This window comes from Paraburkholderia sp. BR10954 (genome assembly GCF_040965775.1).
GTDB classification, from domain to species: domain Bacteria; phylum Pseudomonadota; class Gammaproteobacteria; order Burkholderiales; family Burkholderiaceae; genus Paraburkholderia; species Paraburkholderia youngii.
On record NZ_JBFRCK010000036.1, the window covers coordinates 1 to 19,656 of the forward strand.

At 63.6% G+C, this 19,656-nt stretch carries 17 protein-coding genes; 10 read left to right on the forward strand and 7 right to left on the reverse strand.

The features are described from left to right. From AB4Y34_RS33675 to AB4Y34_RS33690, 4 genes are all read left to right on the forward strand, one after another. A partial coding sequence (locus AB4Y34_RS33675; RefSeq protein WP_176380126.1) for a 2Fe-2S iron-sulfur cluster-binding protein occupies positions 1-347 on the forward strand: 347 nt, incomplete at its 5' end. A gap of 175 nt (positions 348-522) precedes the next feature. Further along, positions 523-1,338: a DUF1835 domain-containing protein gene (locus tag AB4Y34_RS33680; RefSeq protein WP_368718503.1), complete on the forward strand. Its 816-nt coding sequence runs from the start codon at positions 523-525 to the stop codon at positions 1,336-1,338. Between the two features lie 16 nt (positions 1,339-1,354). After that, on the forward strand, positions 1,355-1,966 hold the full coding sequence (locus AB4Y34_RS33685; RefSeq protein WP_176124623.1) for a TetR/AcrR family transcriptional regulator: 612 nt from the start codon (positions 1,355-1,357) through the stop codon (positions 1,964-1,966). A gap of 268 nt (positions 1,967-2,234) precedes the next feature. Further along, complete coding sequence (locus AB4Y34_RS33690; RefSeq protein ID WP_176380124.1) at positions 2,235-2,903, forward strand: GNAT family N-acetyltransferase; 669 nt, start codon at positions 2,235-2,237, stop codon at positions 2,901-2,903. A gap of 99 nt (positions 2,904-3,002) precedes the next feature. Here the strand turns inward: AB4Y34_RS33690 and AB4Y34_RS33695 are convergent, their stop codons facing one another. Next, positions 3,003-3,500, reverse strand: a complete 498-nt coding sequence (locus tag AB4Y34_RS33695) for an Lrp/AsnC family transcriptional regulator (protein WP_176110082.1) — start codon at positions 3,498-3,500, stop codon at positions 3,003-3,005. Between the two features lie 188 nt (positions 3,501-3,688). Between AB4Y34_RS33695 and hppD the strand changes: the two genes are divergently transcribed. Next, complete coding sequence (gene hppD, locus AB4Y34_RS33700) at positions 3,689-4,786, forward strand: 4-hydroxyphenylpyruvate dioxygenase (protein WP_368718504.1); 1,098 nt, start codon at positions 3,689-3,691, stop codon at positions 4,784-4,786. 137 nt (positions 4,787-4,923) lie between these two features. Here hppD and AB4Y34_RS33705 read toward each other — a convergent pair whose 3' ends face one another. After that, positions 4,924-5,118: a hypothetical protein gene (locus AB4Y34_RS33705; RefSeq protein ID WP_176380122.1), complete on the reverse strand. Its 195-nt coding sequence runs from the start codon at positions 5,116-5,118 to the stop codon at positions 4,924-4,926. Between the two features lie 389 nt (positions 5,119-5,507). On the opposite strand from AB4Y34_RS33705, the gene AB4Y34_RS33710 reads away from it, so the two are divergent. Further along, complete coding sequence (locus AB4Y34_RS33710; protein WP_368718505.1) at positions 5,508-9,107, forward strand: indolepyruvate ferredoxin oxidoreductase family protein; 3,600 nt, start codon at positions 5,508-5,510, stop codon at positions 9,105-9,107. A gap of 160 nt (positions 9,108-9,267) precedes the next feature. On the opposite strand, the gene AB4Y34_RS33715 is transcribed toward AB4Y34_RS33710, so the two are convergent. Both AB4Y34_RS33715 and AB4Y34_RS33720 read right to left on the reverse strand, forming a co-directional pair. Further along, complete coding sequence (locus AB4Y34_RS33715) at positions 9,268-11,550, reverse strand: NADP-dependent malic enzyme (protein ID WP_368718506.1); 2,283 nt, start codon at positions 11,548-11,550, stop codon at positions 9,268-9,270. A 293-nt stretch (positions 11,551-11,843) separates the two neighbouring features. After that, positions 11,844-13,088: an MFS transporter gene (locus AB4Y34_RS33720; RefSeq protein WP_368718507.1), complete on the reverse strand. Its 1,245-nt coding sequence runs from the start codon at positions 13,086-13,088 to the stop codon at positions 11,844-11,846. 312 nt (positions 13,089-13,400) lie between these two features. Here AB4Y34_RS33720 and AB4Y34_RS33725 point away from each other — a divergent pair, with 312 nt between their 5' ends. Next, positions 13,401-14,087, forward strand: coding sequence for an orotate phosphoribosyltransferase (locus AB4Y34_RS33725; protein WP_013090785.1), 687 nt, complete (start codon positions 13,401-13,403; stop codon positions 14,085-14,087). A gap of 158 nt (positions 14,088-14,245) precedes the next feature. Here AB4Y34_RS33725 and AB4Y34_RS33730 read toward each other — a convergent pair whose 3' ends face one another. After that, positions 14,246-14,935 carry a response regulator gene (locus AB4Y34_RS33730; RefSeq protein WP_176124615.1) on the reverse strand — a complete coding sequence of 230 codons (690 nt, stop codon included), beginning with the start codon at positions 14,933-14,935 and terminating at the stop codon, positions 14,246-14,248. 269 nt (positions 14,936-15,204) lie between these two features. On the opposite strand from AB4Y34_RS33730, the gene AB4Y34_RS33735 reads away from it, so the two are divergent. The 3 genes from AB4Y34_RS33735 (at position 15,205) to argC (ending at position 17,629) form a co-directional block, all read left to right on the forward strand. Next, a complete protein-coding gene (locus AB4Y34_RS33735; protein WP_368718508.1) occupies positions 15,205-15,801 on the forward strand; it encodes a YbhB/YbcL family Raf kinase inhibitor-like protein in 597 nt (198 codons plus the stop codon). 90 nt (positions 15,802-15,891) lie between these two features. Continuing rightward, a complete protein-coding gene (locus tag AB4Y34_RS33740) occupies positions 15,892-16,464 on the forward strand; it encodes a flavodoxin family protein (RefSeq protein WP_176380117.1) in 573 nt (190 codons plus the stop codon). A gap of 217 nt (positions 16,465-16,681) precedes the next feature. After that, a complete protein-coding gene (gene argC, locus AB4Y34_RS33745; protein ID WP_368718509.1) occupies positions 16,682-17,629 on the forward strand; it encodes an N-acetyl-gamma-glutamyl-phosphate reductase in 948 nt (315 codons plus the stop codon). Positions 17,630-18,002: 373 nt separating this feature from the next. Here argC and AB4Y34_RS33750 read toward each other — a convergent pair whose 3' ends face one another. Together AB4Y34_RS33750 and AB4Y34_RS33755 are read right to left on the reverse strand one after the other, a co-directional pair. Next, positions 18,003-18,638, reverse strand: coding sequence for a LysE family translocator (locus AB4Y34_RS33750; protein ID WP_176380115.1), 636 nt, complete (start codon positions 18,636-18,638; stop codon positions 18,003-18,005). 108 nt (positions 18,639-18,746) lie between these two features. Then, positions 18,747-19,616, reverse strand: coding sequence for an NAD(P)-dependent oxidoreductase (locus AB4Y34_RS33755; RefSeq protein WP_176110071.1), 870 nt, complete (start codon positions 19,614-19,616; stop codon positions 18,747-18,749). Between the last annotated feature and the right edge of the window lie 40 nt (positions 19,617-19,656).

Consider the following 19,656-nt stretch of genomic DNA (forward strand, 5'->3'; position numbering starts at 1 on the left):
AGCGCTTCGGCACGCCGCTGCCGCAGGCGGGGGTGCCGCCCGTCGAGATCACCGCGGACACCCCGGCTGCCGACCTCGAGATCGTGCTCGACGGCAAGCGGCGCAGGCTGCGCCTGCCGTATCAGGGGGTGAGCGTGCTCGACGTCGGGCTGCGCGCCGGTCTCGCGCTGCCGTACGCGTGCAAGGGCGGCGTGTGCTGCACGTGCCGCGCGAAGGTGCTCGAAGGCGAAGTGAAGATGGAAAAGAACTACACGCTCGAAGAACACGAGGTCCGCGACGGGTTCGTGCTGACGTGTCAGTGTCATCCGGTGAGCGAGAAGGTTGTCGTCAGTTACGACGAACGTTGAGCCTGGAGCTTTCGTGGCCAGGGTGTGGACTCGCTTCGTGTAACGGCCGGCGCCGCTTTCGGCCGTTTCGCGATCCGCTTACACTAGGGGCCGCTCATCGATCGGGACATCGGTTTCCAGTCGGCGAGCGGCCTTTTTTTGTTACAGCTGCAAGCGTCACAGCAAGCCCTTGCCCATGAGCACGATTCATCTCACCAACGGCGACGTCGCCGCCGAGTCGCTGCGTACCGCGCTGGCCCAGGCGGGCCGCGACGACCGCGTGCAGCCGTTGCGCGACGATCTGGCGGTCGGCCCGCTACGCGGCGTCGACGACGCTCCGTACGTGCGGGCCGACTTCTGGGAACGCGTCAACGCCGACCCGCGACGCGACTTCGTGCGCGAGTTCCGCGAACAGGCCGCAGTGCTCGACGGCCTCTCGAACGACACCGCGAATCTCGTTGTGTGGCACGCCGAAAGCGCGTCCGATCAGCTGATGCTGCGCCGTGTCTGCTACCTGGTGCGCAACAGCCCGCAGCGTTTGAACGAAGTGCGTCTGTCGATCGCCGACCTCGCCGATCCGCAAGCGTGGGCGCATACGCGCAAGGACCGCGCGACATCGGTCGGCATGTTTGCGCCGGACGTATTGCAGGCACATCTGCCGGACGCCGCGCCGATTTCCGTGCTGCGCATCAGCCGGCTCGCGCTCGAATGGCAGGAGGTCAAGCAGGCGAACGGCGAGACGCGGTGCTGGCGTGACAATACCTTCACGAGCGGCAGCTTTGCCGAACTCGACACGCTGATCCTCGAACGCGCAAGCGACGACTGGCAGCCCGCCGCGCGCGTCGCCGCCTATGTTATGACCGCCGAACTGTGGTTTCTCGCCAGCGACAGCATCGTGCTGTGGCGCATGCGCGAACTCGCGACGCAACGACGCATCGACCTGCGTGGCGACGCGAACGAATGGCGCTCGCTCGAACTGCGCGCGGCGTCCGCTTCCAGCTCACCCCAATAAGATAAAACAGACAACTATGGCCCGCACCCGAGCCCCCGACCACGAAACCCAGCGCGAGCAGATTCTCGAACTGGCCGCCGCGAAGTTTGCGCAGACCAGCTACCCAAGCACGTCGATGGCCGATCTCGCCGCGGCGAGCGGCACCTCGAAGGCGCGCCTCTATCACTATTACGAGAGCAAGGAAGCGATCCTGTTCGACCTGCTCGATCGCTACACGAAGCGGCTGATGCTGATCATCGCCGAAGTGGAAGGGTCGAGCCAGCGGCGCGAACTGAGCGAGCGCGAAACCTTCGCGGAGCTGATCCGCGCGTTCCTGTCCGAGTATGAGACGTCGCACAGCCGGCACGTCGCGCTGTTGAACGATGTCAAGTATCTGGTCGATTCGCAGCGCGAGATCATCCTGAACCGCCAGCGCGACGTGGTCGCCGCGTTCGCGCGGCAGCTCGCGCGCGCCTACCCCGAACGAGCGACGCGCGACAACCAGACCGCGCTGACGATGATGGTGTTCGGCATGATCAACTGGACCTTCACGTGGCTCAAGCCGGACGGCCGCATGGGTTATAGCGAGTTCGCCGAACAGGTGGTCGGCATGGTCGAGCATGGTCTCGGCACCGCGCCGGTCAAGTGAGACGACGGTCCGAGCCGGCGCCTTGGATGATGCAAAGCAACAACATTCATACGAAATATGTCAGCTCCGGGATGCATGCGGCATCGTGTCCCGAACGTGCGTTCATTTTGCATTTCCTTTAAAAATCAATTGAGTAAATTTAGGGCTCCAGCGGTCTAGGTAATCGCCTCAGTTTTTGATACGGGTTTTCCCTAGTGAATGGCTTGGGTTTCCGCTAAAATCGGTTTTGCGGTGCACAACACCGCCTGATTAAAAGGAGAACCCGACCATGAACACGCTGAGCCTTCGCACCACCGAGCCGATCGCACCGAACGACCGCGCGTCGCTGTCTGCTGGACGCGCGCACGTTCTGGTCCGAGAACTCACCGCGGTCGATCGCGAACGCCTGCTCACGCACTTCCTCGCGCTCGACGAAGAAGACCGACTGCTGCGCTTCGGCCAGGTTGTGCCGAACCACGTGATCGAAAACTACGTGCGCACGATCGACTTCACGCGCGACACCGTGTTCGGCGTGTTCAACAGCAAGCTGGAACTGAGCGGCGTCGGCCATCTGGCCTACCTGCCGGCCGAAGGCAACAAGCGCACCGCCGAATTCGGCGTCTCGGTGCTCGAAAGCGCGCGTGGCATCGGTATCGGCTCGAAGCTGTTCGAGCGCGCCGCGATCCGCAGCCGCAACACGCATGTGACGACGCTGTACATCCACTGCCTGGCGCGCAACTCGACCATGATGCACATCGCCAAAAAGGCCGGCATGAAGATCGAATACGCGTACGGCGAAGCCGACGCCTATCTGACGCTGTCGCCGGCAGATCAGTCGAGCATCCTCGCGGAAATGCTGCAGGAGCAGGCCGCCGTGTTCGACTACGCACTCAAGCGCCACGCGCGCCAGGCATCGCGACTGTTCGAGTCGTTCATGCCGGTGGCTGTCGCTGCCTGAATAATCGCTACGGGGAAATGAGACTGGGGCGGCCGCAAGGTCGCCCTTTTTTCTATCTGTACCAAATCAACGCCATGCGCAGGGCGTGACGCGTGAAGCCTACAAAATGGGCAGCGCCGTCGTTTCCTTGATTTTTTCGAGCGAAAAGCTCGATTTCACATCGATCACCGATGGATGCCGCAGCAATTGATCCTGCACGAAGCGCGAAAAGTGCGCCATGTCCTCAACCTGGACGCGCAGCAGGTAATCCATCTCCCCCGTCATCGCGTGACACGCGACCACTTCGGGCCACGTCTGCACGGCCGCGCCGAACAGATCGGCGTGGGTGGCATCGCCATGCGGACTGAACGCGCGACCGCCGCCCTTCTCCAGCCGCACGTTGACATATGCAAGCAGGTCGAGTCCGAGACGCTGCGCGTCGAGTAGCGCGACGTAGCCGCGAATCACGCCGCTTTCCTCGAGCCGGCGAATCCGCCGCAGGCACGGACTCGGCGACAGATTGATCCGCTCCGCTATCTCCTGATTCGACAGCCGGCCATTTTCCTGAAGGATCGCCAGAATGCGTCGATCGATCGCATCTATCTCGCTATTAGCCATGTTCTGCCACGTCTCGCCCGAATCGAGCCATAAAGTAGCTCGAGAATAGCGACGCGCGATTAAGTTCGCAAGTTCTTGCCCCCATCACAGTTCTACACTTGCCCTATCCGGTCGCGCTCAGCCGACCGTCCCGCGCGCTCACCGCCAGCGCGCCTCGGCAACCCCTTGCATGGGATTGGAGACAGACAATGCAGGTTTCTACTTGGGAAAATCCGGTCGGCACCGACGGCTTCGAATTCATCGAATACACGGCGCCGGACCCGAAAGCGCTTGGCAAACTGTTCGAACGGATGGGTTTCACCGCCGTCGCGCGACATCGTCACAAGGACGTGACGCTGTATCGTCAGGGCGACATCAATTTCATCGTCAACGCGGAGAAGCATTCGTTCGCGCAGCGCTTCGCGCGCTTGCATGGCCCGTCGATCTGCGCGATTGCGTTTCGCGTGCAGGACGCCGCGAAGGCCTACAGCCAGGCGCTCGAAAAAGGCGCGTGGGGATTCGACAACAAGACCGGCCCGATGGAGCTGAACATCCCGGCGATCAAAGGCATAGGCGATTCGCTGATCTATTTCGTCGACCGCTGGCGCGGCAAGAACGGCGCGGCGCCGAACAGCATCGGTGACATCGACATTTATGACGTCGACTTCGAACCGCTTCCCGGCGCGAACCCCAATCCGGTCGGCCATGGCCTGACCTATATCGATCACCTGACGCACAACGTGCATCGCGGCCGCATGCAGGAATGGGCCGAGTTCTACGAGCGCCTGTTCAACTTCCGCGAGGTGCGCTACTTCGACATCGAGGGCAAGGTGACGGGCGTGAAGTCGAAGGCGATGACTTCGCCGTGCGGCAAGATCCGCATTCCGATCAACGAGGAGGGCTCGGACACAGCCGGTCAGATCCAGGAATATCTGGACGCGTACCACGGCGAAGGCATCCAGCACATCGCGCTCGGCACCAGCGACATCTACCGCACCGTCGACGGCCTGCGCGCGTCGAACATTTCGCTGCTCGACACGATCGACACATACTACGAACTCGTCGACCGGCGCGTGCCGAATCATGGCGAGCCGCTCGAGGAACTGCGCAAGCGCAAGATTCTGATCGACGGCGCGCCGGACGATCTGCTGCTGCAGATCTTCACCGAAAACCAGATCGGCCCGATCTTCTTCGAGATCATCCAGCGCAAGGGCAATCAGGGCTTCGGCGAGGGCAACTTCAAGGCGCTGTTCGAATCGATCGAGCTCGACCAGATTCGCCGCGGCGTCGTGCAGGACAAGACCTGATCGCGGTGACTCGCGCCTGATCGGCGCGCAGAAGAAAAAAGGGCGAGGATCGCAGGATCCTCGCCCTTTCACGTTGCACGCCGCCGCTCTCTTCGAAACGGCGGCCGGTTGTCACAAGACGCGCGCGATGTGGCGCGTCATGAATTCTGCCTGTACTCATTGCTGCCGGTCGCACCGTCGATCGTTCCGACCTGCGCCGGCGCTACCTGCGCCGTGCGAATCATCGCGTTCGACAGCGCCCCCGTAGTGCCCGGATTCGAGTGCATCGGCGTGCTCATCGCGAAGAATGCGGCGGAAACCATCAGGAACGTCTGGATGTTTCTTGTGTTCATGCGTACTCCTTTTCTAACTGCCCTGCTGTCCAGAAGCTGCGCAAAATGCGCAGCGATCGGCATCGCTCGCAGGTCCGGGGATTAGACAGTGGTTTTCACTGCGGTTCCGCACATTTGTAGGTTTTACAGCTTGTTACATGCGCAAGCACAACCCAACTCGATTCCGCGGAAAATCCGCGCCAACTGCTGACACCGCGTGGCCAACTTGCAGCGGAACCATCTGAAATCAGACTCGGCGCGGGCGATTTCTGATCCGCTGCGGCGGGTTTCCACCAGTGCTACCATCGCTTGAAACCCGTCAATATGACGACCCCGGCCCCAGCATTCACGAGATGCCGGGGGCCAGAAAAGTTTTGGTGATCCCAAGCTGAAGTGGAGGAGTACACATAATGAATGCCCCGCTAGACGCAGGTCAGCGAGCCTCGCTCGAAGCCGCGTTGTCTTCCGTCACGCTCGACGACAAATACACCCTCGATCGCGGCCGCGCTTACATGAGCGGCATCCAGGCGCTGGTGCGTCTGCCGATGCTGCAGCAGGAACGCGACCGCGCCGCTGGCCTCAATACGGCCGGCTTCATCTCCGGCTACCGCGGGTCCCCGCTCGGCGGACTCGACCAGTCGCTGTGGAAAGCCAAAAAGCATCTGTCAGCGCATCAGGTCGTGTTCCAGCCCGGTGTCAACGAAGACCTCGCGGCCACCGCCGTGTGGGGTTCGCAGCAGGTCAACCTGTACCCGAGCGCCAAATACGACGGCGTGTTCTCGATGTGGTACGGCAAGGGCCCCGGCGTCGACCGCTCCGGTGACGTCTTCAAGCACGGCAACTCGGCCGGCTCGTCGCGGCACGGCGGCGTTCTGGTGCTCGCCGGCGATGATCACGCGGCCAAATCCTCGACACTCGCGCACCAGTCCGAACATATCTTCAAGGCGTGCGGGCTGCCGGTGCTGTTTCCGTCGAACGTGCAGGAATATCTGGACTTCGGTCTGCACGGCTGGGCGATGAGCCGCTACTCGGGCCTCTGGGTCGCGATGAAGTGCGTGACCGACGTGGTCGAATCGTCCGCATCGGTCGATATTGACCCGCACCGCACCAGCATCATCCTGCCGGAAGACTTCGTGATGCCCGACGGCGGGCTGAACATCCGCTGGCCCGATCCGCCGCTCGTGCAGGAAGCGCGTCTGCTCGACTACAAGTGGTACGCGGGCCTCGCCTACGTGCGCGCGAACAAACTCGACCGCGTCGAAATCGATTCACCGCATGCGCGCTTCGGCATCATGACCGGCGGCAAAGCCTATCTCGACGTGCGTCAGGCACTGACCGACCTCGGCCTCGACGACGAAACCTGCTCGCGCATCGGCATCCGGTTGTACAAGGTCGGCTGCGTGTGGCCGCTCGAAGCGCAAGGCGCGCAGGCCTTCGCGCGCGGTCTCGACGAAATTCTCGTGGTCGAGGAAAAGCGCCAGATCCTCGAATACGCGATCAAGGAAGAGCTGTACAACTGGCCCGACGCGCAGCGCCCGCGCGTGTTCGGCAAGTTCGACGAAAAAGACGGCGCGGGCGGCGAATGGTCAGTGCCGATGGGCAACTGGCTGCTGCCGGCGCACTACGAGCTGTCGCCCGCGATCATCGCGAAGGCAATCGCCACGCGGCTGGACAAGTTCGATCTGCCGTCGGACGTGCGCGCCCGGATCGCCGCGCGCATCGCGGTGATCGAGGCGAAGGAAAAAGCGCTCGCGCGGCCGCGCGTCGAAGTCGAGCGCAAGCCGTGGTTCTGCTCGGGCTGCCCGCACAATACGTCGACCAATGTGCCGGAAGGCTCGCGCGCGATGGCCGGCATCGGCTGTCATTACATGACGGTCTGGATGGACCGCAGCACCAGCACGTTCAGCCAGATGGGCGGCGAAGGCGTCGCGTGGATCGGCCAGGCGCCGTTCACGAACGACAAGCACGTGTTCGCCAATCTCGGCGACGGCACCTACTTCCACTCGGGGCTGCTCGCGATTCGCGCGGCGATCGCGTCGAAGGCGAACATCACCTACAAGCTGCTGTACAACGACGCGGTCGCGATGACGGGCGGCCAGCCGGTCGACGGCGTGCTGACCGTGCCGCAGATCACGCACCAGCTCGCCGCCGAAGGCGCGACGAAGATCGTCATCGTCACCGATGAGCCGGAGAAGTACTCGGCGAACGTCGGCCTCGCGCCCGGCGTCGACATTCATCACCGCGACCAGCTCGACGACGTGCAGCGCCAGTTGCGCGAGATTCCCGGCACCACGATCCTGATCTACGACCAGACCTGCGCGACCGAAAAGCGCCGTCGCCGGAAGCGCGGCGCGTATCCCGATCCGGCACGGCGCGTCGTGATCAACGAGGCGGTGTGCGAGGGCTGCGGCGACTGCTCGGTGAAGTCGAACTGCCTGTCGGTCGAACCGCTCGACACCGAGTACGGCACGAAGCGCCAGATCAACCAGTCGACCTGCAACAAGGACTTCTCGTGCGTGAACGGCTTCTGCCCGAGCTTCGTCTCCGTTGAAGGCGGCCAGTTGCGCAAGCCGAAGGCGGCGTCGGGCGCCGGCGCCGAAATGCCGCCGGTGCCGGACCCCGAGCTGCCGTCCATCGAGCGTCCGTACGGCGTGCTGGTGACGGGCGTCGGCGGCACCGGCGTCGTCACGATCGGCGCGCTGCTCGGCATGGCCGCGCATCTCGAGAACAAGGGTGTCACCGTGCTCGACGTCACCGGCCTCGCGCAGAAAGGCGGCGCCGTGATGAGCCACGTGCAGATCGCGAACCAGCCGGCCGACATCCATGCGACTCGCATCGCGATGGGCGAAGCGAGCCTCGTGATCGGCTGCGACGCGATCGTGACCGCCAGCGACGAGTGCGTGTCGCGGATGCACACGGATCGCACGCGCGTGGTGCTGAACAGCGCGCACACGCCGACCGCCGAGCTGATCAAGAATCCGAATTGGCGCTTCCCCGGCAGCAGCACCGAAGCCGACGTGCGTGCCGCAGCGGGGGACGACAACGTCTCGGCCGTCGACGCGAATCACTTTGCCGTCGCTCTCCTCGGCGACGCGATCTACACGAACCCGTTCGTGCTCGGCTACGCGTGGCAGCGCGGCTGGGTGCCGCTCACGCACGAGTCGCTGATTCGCGCGATCGAGCTGAACAACGTGCAGGTGGAGAAAAACCGCGCCGCGTTCCAATGGGGCCGGCGTGCCGCGCACGATCTGGCCGCGGTACGCAAGCTCGCGCAATCGCAGGGACGCGGAGAGACGACCGACAACGCAAGCGGCAAGATCATCGCACTGCATACGCCGAAGGCGCTCGACACGCTGATCGACAAGCGCGCCGACTATCTGACCGCGTGGCAGAACCGTGCGTATGCGGACCGTTATCGCGCGCTGGTGTCGCAGGTGCGGGTCGCGGAAGAAGCGCTCGATTCCGCCGACGGCCATATGCCGCTGACCGAAGCGGTCGCCAAGAACCTGCACAAGCTGATGGCGTACAAGGACGAATACGAAGTCGCGCGTCTGTACAGCGACCCGGCGTTCATCGAGAAGCTGAACGCGACGTTCGAAGGCGACTGGAAGCTGCATCTGCATCTCGCGCCGCCGACGCTATCGAAGAAGGACGCGCACGGCCATCTGGTGAAGAAGAAGTACGGTCCGTGGATGTTCCGCGCGATGCACGTGCTCGCAAAGCTCAAGTTCCTGCGCGGCACCGCGCTCGACGTGTTCGGCAACACCGAGGAGCGACGCACCGAGCGCGCGCTGATCGGCGAATACGAGGCATTGGTGCGTGAATTGATCGGCGGGCTGACTTCGCAGAAGCGCGATCTCGCGGTCGAGCTCGCGAACCTGCCCGACGGCATCCGCGGTTATGGGCACGTGAAGGAGAACAACCTGAAAGGCGTGCGCATCAAGTGGAACGAGCTGCTCACGCGTTGGCGTTCGTCCGATGCAGGCAAGACGACGCAGCACGCGGCCTGATCGACTCTGGCAGTTGAACTGAAAAGCGGCGGTCTTCACGGACCGCCGCTTTTTTTCGGACGCAAAAAAAGCGCCACGGAACCGCAATTCCGTAGCGCCTTTACCGAAGGCGTCGCGCGCGCGTTACTGCCGCCCCCGCTTCAACCCCGCGCGATGCACGTTACTTCGCGTTCACCGACTTGCGCGCGTTAGCCGAAGCGACCGCCGTCATGTTGATGATCCGGCGCACGGTCGCGGCCGGCGTCAGGATATGCACCGGCTTTTCCGCGCCGAGCAGGAACGGGCCGACCGTCACGCCCTCGCCGCCCACCACCTTCAGCAGGTTGTACGCGATGTTCGCCGCTTCGACGTTCGGCATGATCAGCAGGTTCGCTTCGCCGGCGAGCGTCGTGCCCGGGAACGCGGCCTTGCGGATGGTCTCCGACAGCGCCGCGTCGCCGTGCATTTCACCGTCGATTTCGAGCGACGGCGCGCGTTGCGTGATCAGCTTGCGCGCGGCAGCCATACGCTGCGACGACGACGACGGCGCGCTGCCAAAGTTCGAGTTCGACAGCAGCGCGACCTTCGGCGTGATGCCGAACTTCTCGATTTCGCGCGCGGCGAGCATCGTCATGTCGGCGAGCTGCTCGGCGGTCGGCACTTCGTTCACGTACGTGTCGCAGATGAACAGGTTGCGGCCCGGCAGCATCAGCAGGTTCATCGCGGCGAAGTTATCGACGTTGTCGGCCTTGCCGAGCACCTGCTCGATGAAGTTCAGGTGCGTGTGGTACTGGCCGATCATGCCGCAGATCATGCCGTCCGCATCCCCGAGATGCACGAGGATCGCGCCGATCAGCGTGTTGAACTTGCGCATCGCCGCCTTCGCGACGTCGGGCGTCACGCCTTCGCGCGCGCCGATTTCGTGATACGCCTGCCAGCTCTTGTGATAGCGCGGATCGTCTTCCGGATCGACGATTTCGACGTCTTCGCCGCACTTGAGCTTCGAGCCCATCTTCTTCAGACGCATCTCGATCACCGACGGACGGCCGACCAGGATCGGCTTCGCGATCTTTTCGAGCAGCACGAACTGCGCGGCGCGCAGCACGCGCTCGTCTTCGCCTTCCGCGAACACGATGCGCGCCGGTGCCGCCTTCGCCGCCGCGAAAACCGGCCGCATCACCATGCCCGAGCGATAGACGGTCGCGCCGAGCTGTTCGCGGTACGCGTCCATGTCCTGGATCGGACGGGTCGCGACGCCCGAATCCATCGCGGCCTGCGCGACGGCCGGCGCGATCTTGATGATCAGACGCGGATCGAATGGCTTCGGAATCAGGTATTCGGGACCGAATTCGAGCGAGTGGCCTTCGTAGGCCTTCGCGACCTCATCGCCCTGGTCGGTTTCCTCGGCCAGTTCGGCGATCGCGCGCACGCACGCGAGCTTCATTTCTTCGGTGATCGTCGTCGCGCCGACGTCGAGCGCGCCGCGGAAGATGAATGGGAAGCACAGCACGTTGTTGACCTGGTTCGGATAATCCGAACGGCCGGTCGCGATGATGCAGTCCGGGCGGACCTTGCGCGCTTCTTCCGGACGGATCTCCGGCTCGGGGTTCGCGAGCGCGAGAATCAGCGGCTGCGAGCCCATTTCGGCGACCATCTCCGGCTTCAGCACGCCGGCGCTCGAGCAGCCGAGGAACACGTCGGCGCCACGGATCGCGTCGGCGAGCGAGCGCGCTTCCGTGTGCGCCGCATAGCGTTCCTTCGACGGATCGAGGTTGCCGCGCCCTTCGTAGATCACGCCCTTCGAGTCGGCGACGATAATGTTCTTCTTCGACAGACCAAGATTGACGAGCAGATCCAGGCACGCAATGGCGGCGGCGCCCGCGCCAGAACAGACCAGCTTCACTTCGTCGAGCGTCTTGCCGACCACTTTGAGGCCGTTCAGGATCGCCGCCGACGCGATGATCGCGGTGCCGTGCTGATCGTCGTGGAAGACCGGAATCTTCATACGTTCGCGCAGCTTCTTCTCGATGTAGAAGCACTCGGGCGCCTTGATGTCCTCGAGGTTGATGCCGCCGAGCGTGGGCTCGAGCATCGCGATCGCCTCGACGAGCTTGTCCGGATCGGATTCGGAGAGCTCGATGTCGAACACGTCGATGCCGGCGAACTTCTTGAACAGACACCCCTTGCCTTCCATCACCGGCTTCGCGGCGAGCGGGCCGATATTGCCGAGGCCGAGCACCGCTGTACCGTTCGTGATCACGCCCACCAGGTTGCCGCGCGACGTGTACTTCTGCGCGTCGAGCGGTTCCTCGTGAATCGCCATACAGGCTGCAGCCACGCCCGGCGAATACGCGAGCGACAAATCCAGCTGGTTCGACAGCGGCTTGGTGGGCGTCACCGAAATCTTGCCAGGTTTCGGATTCTGGTGATATGCGAGAGCGCTTTGCTTGAGTTGTTCGTCCATTTCTAGGCCTGCGAGACGTAAGTGATTGGGCCCGGCGCCCCACACCGTTGCGGCGTTTTCATCTGTCGAATGGATAGCCGACCGAGGCGGTTTTCGCACGCGCCCGGCAAGGCGCGATGACTTACCTCGACGAAGACGGGACGATGCGGAGTGCTTCGCGGGTCGATCAGTGTACACCCCGGAAGTGTCGATGCACTGAGTGGTTAACAGAACTGGCCATTGGCGAAACAGCCGCTATAAATGCAGAGTCGCTGCACCTGGGAGCGTTTTTCCGCCATGTGGCGGCGGCACGCTTAATCGAGCTCGGCGCCGCGTCGCTCAGGGATCAGAAATAGTGTCGCGAAGATGTCGAGCAGGTAAATCGACGCGAGCAGCGCGAGCGCCGCGCCAAACGAGTAGCGCGCCGCCAGCGCGCCCACCACGACCGGCCCAAAGCCTCCCACCGCGCGGCCGGCGTTGAACAGCACGTTTTGCGCGGTGGCGCGCGCATCGGTTGGATAGAGCTCCGAAATGAGCGCGCCATAGCCGCCGAGCATGCCGTTCACGAACACCCCCATCGCCGCGCCGCCGATCAGCAACGCCATCGGCGTCGTCAGTTGCGCATATACGAATACCATCACGACTGCGCCCGCCTGGTAGAACAGGAACGTCGGCTTGCGGCCGAAGCGGTCGGCGGCGATGCCGAATAGCCAGATGCCGGCCGCCATGCCGAGAATCGTCGCGGCGGTCCATAGCCCCGATTTGGTCAGCGAATAGCCGAAGGTCTTCGACAGATAGCTCGGCAGCCAGATCATCAGCCCGTAATAGCCGAAGTTCTGCACCGAGCACAGGATCATGACGCCGAGGCTCGCGCGCGTCGTGCGTGCATCGACGAACAGCAGTTTCAGCGGCAGCTTGCGCATGCCGCGCGCGACGCGTTGGTTGAAAAGCGCCGGCTCCTCGACGCGGCGCCGCACGAAGAACGACACGACCGCCGGCAACAGCCCGAGCGCGAACATGCCGCGCCAGCCGATCACCGGCAGCAGGAGCGGCGTCAGCAACGCGGCCGCCAGCACGCCGAGCTGCCAGCCAAGACCGACATACGACGACACCCGCGCCCGCTGCGACGCCGGCCACGCTTCGGCGACCAGCGTCATGCCGATGCCGAATTCGCCGCCCAGCCCGATGCCGGCGATGGTCCGGTAGACCAGCAGGTCCGTATAGCCCTGCGCGAGCGCGCACAGGCCGGTGAACACCGCGAAGATCAGGATCGTCCACGTCAGCATGCGCACGCGGCCGAAATAATCGCTGAGCACGCCGAACAGCACGCCGCCCGCGACTGCGCCGATCAGCGTCCATGTAACCAGCGCGCCGGCCTGCGACGAGCTCAGATGCAGGTCGGCGGCGATCACCGGCAGCATGAAGCCGAGGATCAGCAGATCGAAGCCGTCCATCGCGTAGCCCAGCACCGACGCGAGCAGTGCGCGGCCCGCATGGCCCGGCTTGACGGCAAAACGGGTTTCGGTGGCGGAGGCTGAGGCGGATGGAGCGGCGTTCATTGAAAGCATTCCGTTGGTCTGGAGGCGGCTGCGTGGGTTGCCACCCGGGAAAGTCGCGTGAGTGTAAAGGCGGCCTCAGCCGGTCACAAGACGATGCGCGCGCCGAAGCGCCCACCGGGGGCGGCGGCGCGTACGACGGCCTCCTCGGTGGGACCCATTTCAGGTAAAATAACGGCCCACGCGCGCAGCAAAAGCCGGTCCTTGCTCTTCCCCCGGCCGCGTATCCCGCCCAGCATGGCGCGGCATACCCCGCTTGCTGCGCCACCGGGCCCGGCGCCCGCTTCTCCCCCGCTCACTCCGAAGGATCCGCCCATGACAGGCTTCGATCGCCAGACGATCTCCGACACCACCGCCAAAATGCTGCTCGAAGTGCAAGCAGTGCATTTCAACGCGGAGAAACCGTATATTTTCACGTCCGGCTGGGCGAGCCCGGTGTACATCGACTGCCGCAAGCTGATCTCGTATCCGCGCGTTCGCCGCGGCCTGATGGAAATGGCCGAAGCGACGATCCTGCGCGACGTCGGCTATGAGCAGATCGACGCGGTCGCCGGCGGCGAAACCGCAGGTATCCCGTTCGCGGCATGGCTGTCCGACCGCCTGATGGTGCCGATGCAGTACGTGCGCAAGAAGCCGAAGGGTTTCGGCCGTAACGCGCAGATCGAAGGTCTGCTGACCGAAGGCCAGCGCGTGCTGCTCGTCGAAGACCTGACGACCGACAGCCGCAGCAAGATCAACTTCATCAACGCACTGCGCACCGCCGGCGCGACGGTGAACCACTGCTTCGTGCTGTTCCACTACAACATCTTCAAGGAAAGCGTGTCGGTGCTGAAAGACATCGACGTCGATCTGCACGCGCTCGCCACGTGGTGGGACGTGCTGCGCGTAGCGAAGCAAAACAACTACTTCGACACGAAGACAATCGACGAAGTGGAGAAATTCCTGCACGCGCCGGCCGAATGGTCCGCGGCGCATGGTGGTGCGACGTCTGCGCCGCAATAAAGCCATCGCGGTAAAGCAGTGACAATAAAAACGTAGCCGCTTTATGCGAATTGAATAAGAAAGCCGCCTGTTGCGAAACAGGCGGCTTTTTTTATCGCCGATTGCATATTGCGGATTACCTTTCGCCGATTACGCGGCGGACAAAACGAGGCGCGATATCAGGACTCGTTCGCGATGTTCCTGGCCGCGTTCGACGACAGATTCAGCAAACCATTGCTCTGTGCATACTGGAATAGTTGAGAGTCGCGATCGATTCCGAGCTTGCGCATGGCTGCATTTTTCTGCGTGCTGATCGTCTTGATGCTGCGATTCAAACGCTCCGAAATTTCCTTGATCGTCATACCCGACACGAACAGCCGCACGACTTCGAGTTCGCGCCTCGACAGCTTCGAGTCGTCGCGCTTGCCGGCCGAATTGACCCGCAACCCTTCGAGCACCGCCTTCACCGACGGACTCATATAGGTCATGCGACGGCCGACGTGCTGTACCGCAAGCGCAATATGGCTTAGATCGTCCGACTTGTTCACGACCGACGTCACGCCAAGCTCCTTGAGCCGTTTCAGTAAGGCGGCGTTCTCGAGCATGGTGAGCACGACAATGGGCAGGTTCGGAAAATTGCGGCGCAAATAGTCGATCAGCTGCAAGCCATCGCCGTACTGACCGCCCGGCATGGCCAGGTCGGTGACGAGCACGTCGCATCCGGTGGATTGCAACAATTTGATGAGTTCAGTCGACTGTCTTGCGCGCCCAACGACTTGCATACCGGGAAATTTGTGAAGCGCATTTTCGGCACCAAACAGAATAACCGGATGATCGTCTGCCACCACGACCCTGAGTGAAACTTGCATCGTCCTCCTCTGGACGGATAAACCGGTCTCCACAACATCTAACACTTCTTTCGACGCTCGCTATTTAAACGAGATAAATACAGCCAGGGTCACCCGATAATCCTCTTACTATAGCTGATTTCCTATCTGCTAATTCCGCGGGACGCGAACAGATTGCGTCGCAGAGCTAATCAGCGCTGGTGTTAGACTTTATTCGACCTTGGGGCACAATTCAGGACAACGACCATCGCGAGGACCCGCGCCTCGCGCCCTGACAGGAGAACCGGCATATGCGCGTGCGTTGCCTGGTTGTTTCGTTGGCTTCATCCTGGTGGCATCGATCGCTCGCCGTCGGTGCGATGCTCGCACTATCGGCGGCGCATAGTGCCGGTGCCCGCGCCGACGAGCCGTTCACGCTGACGAGCGCGAGCGTGCGCGCGGGCGGCGCCGTGCAGAATGCGCAGGTGTTCGACCAGAGCGACTGCAAGGGCGGCAACCGTTCACCGCAGCTTTCATGGCGCGCCGCACCGGCCGGCACGCGCGGCTTCGCGATCACGATGTTCGACGAGGACGCGCCTGGGCGCGGCTGGTGGCACTGGGCGGTCGCGGGCATCCCAGCCACGGTCGACAGCCTGCCCGAGAATGCCAGTTCGTCCGGTTTCCTGCGCAAGCTCGGCGCGGTCGAAGCGCGCAACGACTTCGATACGGACGGCTATGGCGGCCCGTGCCCGCCGCCCGGCAAACCGCATCGCTATATCATCACCGTGTACGCGCTGAATTCGGCCGATCTGCGTCTCGCGCAAGGGCGTCCCGCGTTGATGTTCGATCACGAGATCGGCACGGCCGCGATCGGCAGCGCGAAGCTGGTGGTCAATTTCGGGCGCTAGTGGCGGCCGGCGCGGTCGTCATGGCGCGCCGCCTCGCCGCATCGGGTTTCGTCTCCCATCACCGTCCGGGTCGCCTCGCTGGAGCAGTCCATGTCGAAGATCGTCATCGTTTACCACAGCGGCTACGGCCACACGAAGAAGGTCGCCGAAGCCGTGCTCGCGGGCGCGCTCGAAGCCGGCGCGCACGCGAAGTTGATGCCGGTGGGCGACCTCGACGACGCCTCGTGGGACGAGCTCGCCGCCGCCGACGCGCTGATCTTCGGCGCGCCGACCTACATGGGCGGCCCGTCGGCCGACTTCAAGAAGTTCGCCGATGCGAGCTCGAAACCGTGGTTCGCGCAGGCGTGGAAAGACAAGATCGCGGCCGGCTTCACGAACTCGGCGACGATGAACGGCGACAAGTTCTCGACGATCCAGTACTTCGTCACGCTGGCGATGCAGCACAGCATGATCTGGGCAGGCACCGGCATGATGCCGTCGAACACGAAGGCCGCGACGCGCAACGATCTGAACTTCGTCGGCGGCTTTACCGGCCTGCTCACGCAATCGGCGGCTGATGCGTCGCCCGACGAAGCGCCGCCGCCGGGCGATCTCGAAACCGCGCGCCTGTTCGGCGCGCGCATCGCGGGCGTCACCGCGCGCTGGATCGCGGCGCGCGGTTGATGGCAGAGCGGTCTGAACGGCCCCGAAGCGGCGTCGCGCCGCATCTGTAGTGCATCTTCGGTCATCAGCCCGCATTTGCCGCGCAACGGGTCACGCCGATGTCACGTTGCGCGCGCATCGTCGTTTTTTCGCGCTGCACCGCACGATCGCGGCGATGACGTCTTAAAATAACGTTCCGGCGCGGCGTCGCGCCCCGTTTCCAGCGAGTGAGAGTGAGATGAGCACGAAAGTTTTTGTCGACGGACAGGAAGGCACGACCGGCCTGAAGATTTTTGAATACCTGTCGCAGCGCGCCGACGTCGAAATCCTGCGTATCGAAGAAGCGAAGCGCAAGGACCTGGACGAGCGCCGTCGTCTCATCAACGCATCGGACGTCACGTTCCTGTGTCTGCCCGACGTCGCCTCGCGCGAATCCGCTTCGCTCGTCGAGAACGACCGCACGGTGCTGATCGACGCGAGCACCGCATTCCGTACCTCGCCCGACTGGGCCTACGGCCTGCCTGAGTTGGCCCGTTCGCAGCGCGAGCGGCTGCGCACCGCCAAACGCATCGCCGTGCCGGGCTGCCACGCCTCGGCGTTCGTGCTCGCGATGCGCCCGCTCGTCGAAGGCGGCGTCGTCGCGCCCGAGTTCGCCGCGCATGCCTATTCGATCACCGGCTACAGCGGCGGCGGCAAGAAGATGATTGCCGACTACGAAGCCGGCGGCAACGACAGGCTGAAGAGCCCGCGCCCGTACGCGCTCGGCCTCACGCACAAGCATCTGCCGGAAATGGCCGCGCATACGGGCCTGAAGTCGGCGCCGATCTTCACGCCGATCGTTGGCGACTTCTACAAGGGCCTCGCGGTCACCACGTACTTCTCGCCGGGCCAGCTCGCGAAGAAGACGACACCGCACGACGTGCAGGCTCTGTTCGCCGAGTACTACGCAGGCGAAGCATTCGTGCACGTCGCACCGTTCGACGCCGAAGCGAACCTCGACAACGGTTTCTTCGACGTGCAGGCGAACAACGGCACCAATCGTGTCGACCTGTTCGTGTTCGGCAATGAGGAGCGCTTCGTGACCGTCGCGCGTCTGGACAATCTCGGCAAGGGCGCGTCGGGTGCGGCGATCCAGTGCATGAATCTCGCGATCGGCGCGACCGAAGACAGCGGTTTGAAACGCTAAGCAAGTCGACCCACGAGCCTCGCTGCGAGCCTACGAAAAAGCCAGCCGGTCTATAAGACCGGCTTTTTCGTTTTAATACCGCGAACCCGGTCACTTCCTTCGTGGCCGCATCGTATAAGTTTCTGAGCTTGATTTTCCGCGGTCGCGGCGGCGGCGCTTTGCGCACACGCGGCGAATTCCGGGCAAAAAAAAGCCCGCCTAGGTTGGCGGGCTGAATCCATATCAGAGGAGACATGGAGGAGACAAGACGTACTATAGCAAACCGCTTGGTGCGTTGCAACATGCAAATTAGGGTTGACCCTCGATGTTGCAAACATACAACGGTCACACAAATACGCTTCAGTTTCCCGTTGTCTGCCAGCAGGCGCGGTGCTCAGTGCCGCACCAGCGCCATCATCGCGCCGAAACCCACGAATACACCGCCCGTCAGCCGGTTGAACATGCGCGCGACGCTGCGGCTCTTCAGCTTCGCGCCGATGCGTGTACCAAAACCCGCATACACCAGATACCAGCTGACCTCGATCAACGCGAACGTCGCGAGCAGCACGCCGAACTGCGGCAACTTCGGTTCGGTGGCATCGATGAATTGCGGCAACAGCGCGGCCGCGAACAGAATCGCTTTCGGATTGCTGCTCGCGACCAGAAAGCCGTTGCGAAACAGCGCGAAGCGCGAGCGCGCGGGCCTGACCGCCAGATCGTCGACGGTTTGCGCGGCGGCTTCGTCGGCCGGCGCGCGCCATGCCTTGATGCCCAGATACACGAGGTAGGCCGCGCCGATCATGCGCAGTGCGTTGAACATGGTCGGCCATGCCGCCAGAAACACGCCGAGTCCCGCCGCCGATACCGCCAGCATCAGCACCAGCGCCGACAGACAGCCGGCCATCGTCGCGCTCGCGCGGCGCAGACCGTGCTGGGCGCCGTGCGTCATCACGAGCAGCATGTTGGGACCGGGAATCGCGGAAACGACGAAAACGGTGGCGACGAACAGCCACCAGGTATGCAGAGTCATCGAGGTCGGGGGTAGGGAAATCGGGCGGCCATTATGCCTTGCCGCCCAGCGTGACTCCATGCGGTCACATTGGGTCGATCGCTCGCGTGCGGCGATCGACGGCCACGATCAACGGCCGGCGCGTCGCGCGGCCACCTGGCCCAGCACCGCGAAATCCTTCTCGCCGTCGCCGTGCGCGATCGCCTCGATCAGGCTGTCGCGCACCACGCTTGCGACCGGCATCGGCGTCGTCACCGCATCGGCGGCGGCGAGGGCGAGGCGCACGTCCTTCAGTCCCAGACGCGCCTTGAACAGCGCCGGTTCGAATCGCTGCTCGGCGATCAGCTTGCCGTAGCCCGAGTACACCGGCCCCGGGAACAGGCCGCTCGTGATCACATCGAGGAAGTCCTGCATTCCGACGCCGTGGCCCGTAACGAGCGCGGCCGCTTCGCCGAGCGACTCGATCGCCGCGCCGAGCATGAAGTTCGCGGCCAGCTTCATCACGTTCGCCTGCTGCGGCAGCGAGCCGATGCGCCAGGTCTTCTGGCCGAGCACGTCGAAAATCGGCTGGATCCGGTCGATCGATTCGGCCGGCCCGCCCGCGACGATGGTCAGCTTGCCCGCGGCCGCGACGTCGGGCCGACCGAGCACCGGCGCGGCCACATAGTGCACGCCGCGCGACGCGTGCGCGGTCGCCAGTTCCTCGGCGAGCGCCACGGAAATCGTCGCCATGTTCGCGTGGATCAGCCCACGCGGCGCATGTTCGAGGAGCGACGCGGTGATGACTTCGCGCAGCGCGGCATCGTCGGCGAGCATCGAGAACACGGCGTCGCCCGCAAACGCTTCAGCCGGCGTCGCAACCACTTGCGCGCCCAGCGCGGCCAGCGGCTGCGCCTTTTCCGGCGAGCGGTTCCACACCCGCACCTGGTGCCCGGCTTTCAGAATGTTTGCAACCATCGCGGCGCCCATCTCGCCGAGACCGATAAAACCGATGTCCATCTATCGCTCCGTCTTTTAAAGAACCCGAAGTAAAGCACAC

Coding starts and splice junctions, on each gene's coding strand:
- hppD (WP_368718504.1), top strand. CDS start 3,689: ATGCAGGTTTCTACTTGGGAAAATCCGGTCGGCACCGACGGCTTCGAA.
- AB4Y34_RS33730 (WP_176124615.1), bottom strand. CDS start 14,935: ATGCAAGTTTCACTCAGGGTCGTGGTGGCAGACGATCATCCGGTTATT.
- AB4Y34_RS33720 (WP_368718507.1), bottom strand. CDS start 13,088: ATGAACGCCGCTCCATCCGCCTCAGCCTCCGCCACCGAAACCCGTTTT.
- AB4Y34_RS33680 (WP_368718503.1), top strand. CDS start 523: ATGAGCACGATTCATCTCACCAACGGCGACGTCGCCGCCGAGTCGCTG.
- AB4Y34_RS33725 (WP_013090785.1), top strand. CDS start 13,401: ATGACAGGCTTCGATCGCCAGACGATCTCCGACACCACCGCCAAAATG.
- AB4Y34_RS33735 (WP_368718508.1), top strand. CDS start 15,205: ATGCGCGTGCGTTGCCTGGTTGTTTCGTTGGCTTCATCCTGGTGGCAT.
- AB4Y34_RS33755 (WP_176110071.1), bottom strand. CDS start 19,616: ATGGACATCGGTTTTATCGGTCTCGGCGAGATGGGCGCCGCGATGGTT.
- AB4Y34_RS33685 (WP_176124623.1), top strand. CDS start 1,355: ATGGCCCGCACCCGAGCCCCCGACCACGAAACCCAGCGCGAGCAGATT.
- AB4Y34_RS33690 (WP_176380124.1), top strand. CDS start 2,235: ATGAACACGCTGAGCCTTCGCACCACCGAGCCGATCGCACCGAACGAC.
- AB4Y34_RS33710 (WP_368718505.1), top strand. CDS start 5,508: ATGAATGCCCCGCTAGACGCAGGTCAGCGAGCCTCGCTCGAAGCCGCG.
- AB4Y34_RS33750 (WP_176380115.1), bottom strand. CDS start 18,638: ATGACTCTGCATACCTGGTGGCTGTTCGTCGCCACCGTTTTCGTCGTT.
- AB4Y34_RS33740 (WP_176380117.1), top strand. CDS start 15,892: ATGTCGAAGATCGTCATCGTTTACCACAGCGGCTACGGCCACACGAAG.
- argC (WP_368718509.1), top strand. CDS start 16,682: ATGAGCACGAAAGTTTTTGTCGACGGACAGGAAGGCACGACCGGCCTG.
- AB4Y34_RS33705 (WP_176380122.1), bottom strand. CDS start 5,118: ATGAACACAAGAAACATCCAGACGTTCCTGATGGTTTCCGCCGCATTC.
- AB4Y34_RS33695 (WP_176110082.1), bottom strand. CDS start 3,500: ATGGCTAATAGCGAGATAGATGCGATCGATCGACGCATTCTGGCGATC.
- AB4Y34_RS33715 (WP_368718506.1), bottom strand. CDS start 11,550: ATGGACGAACAACTCAAGCAAAGCGCTCTCGCATATCACCAGAATCCG.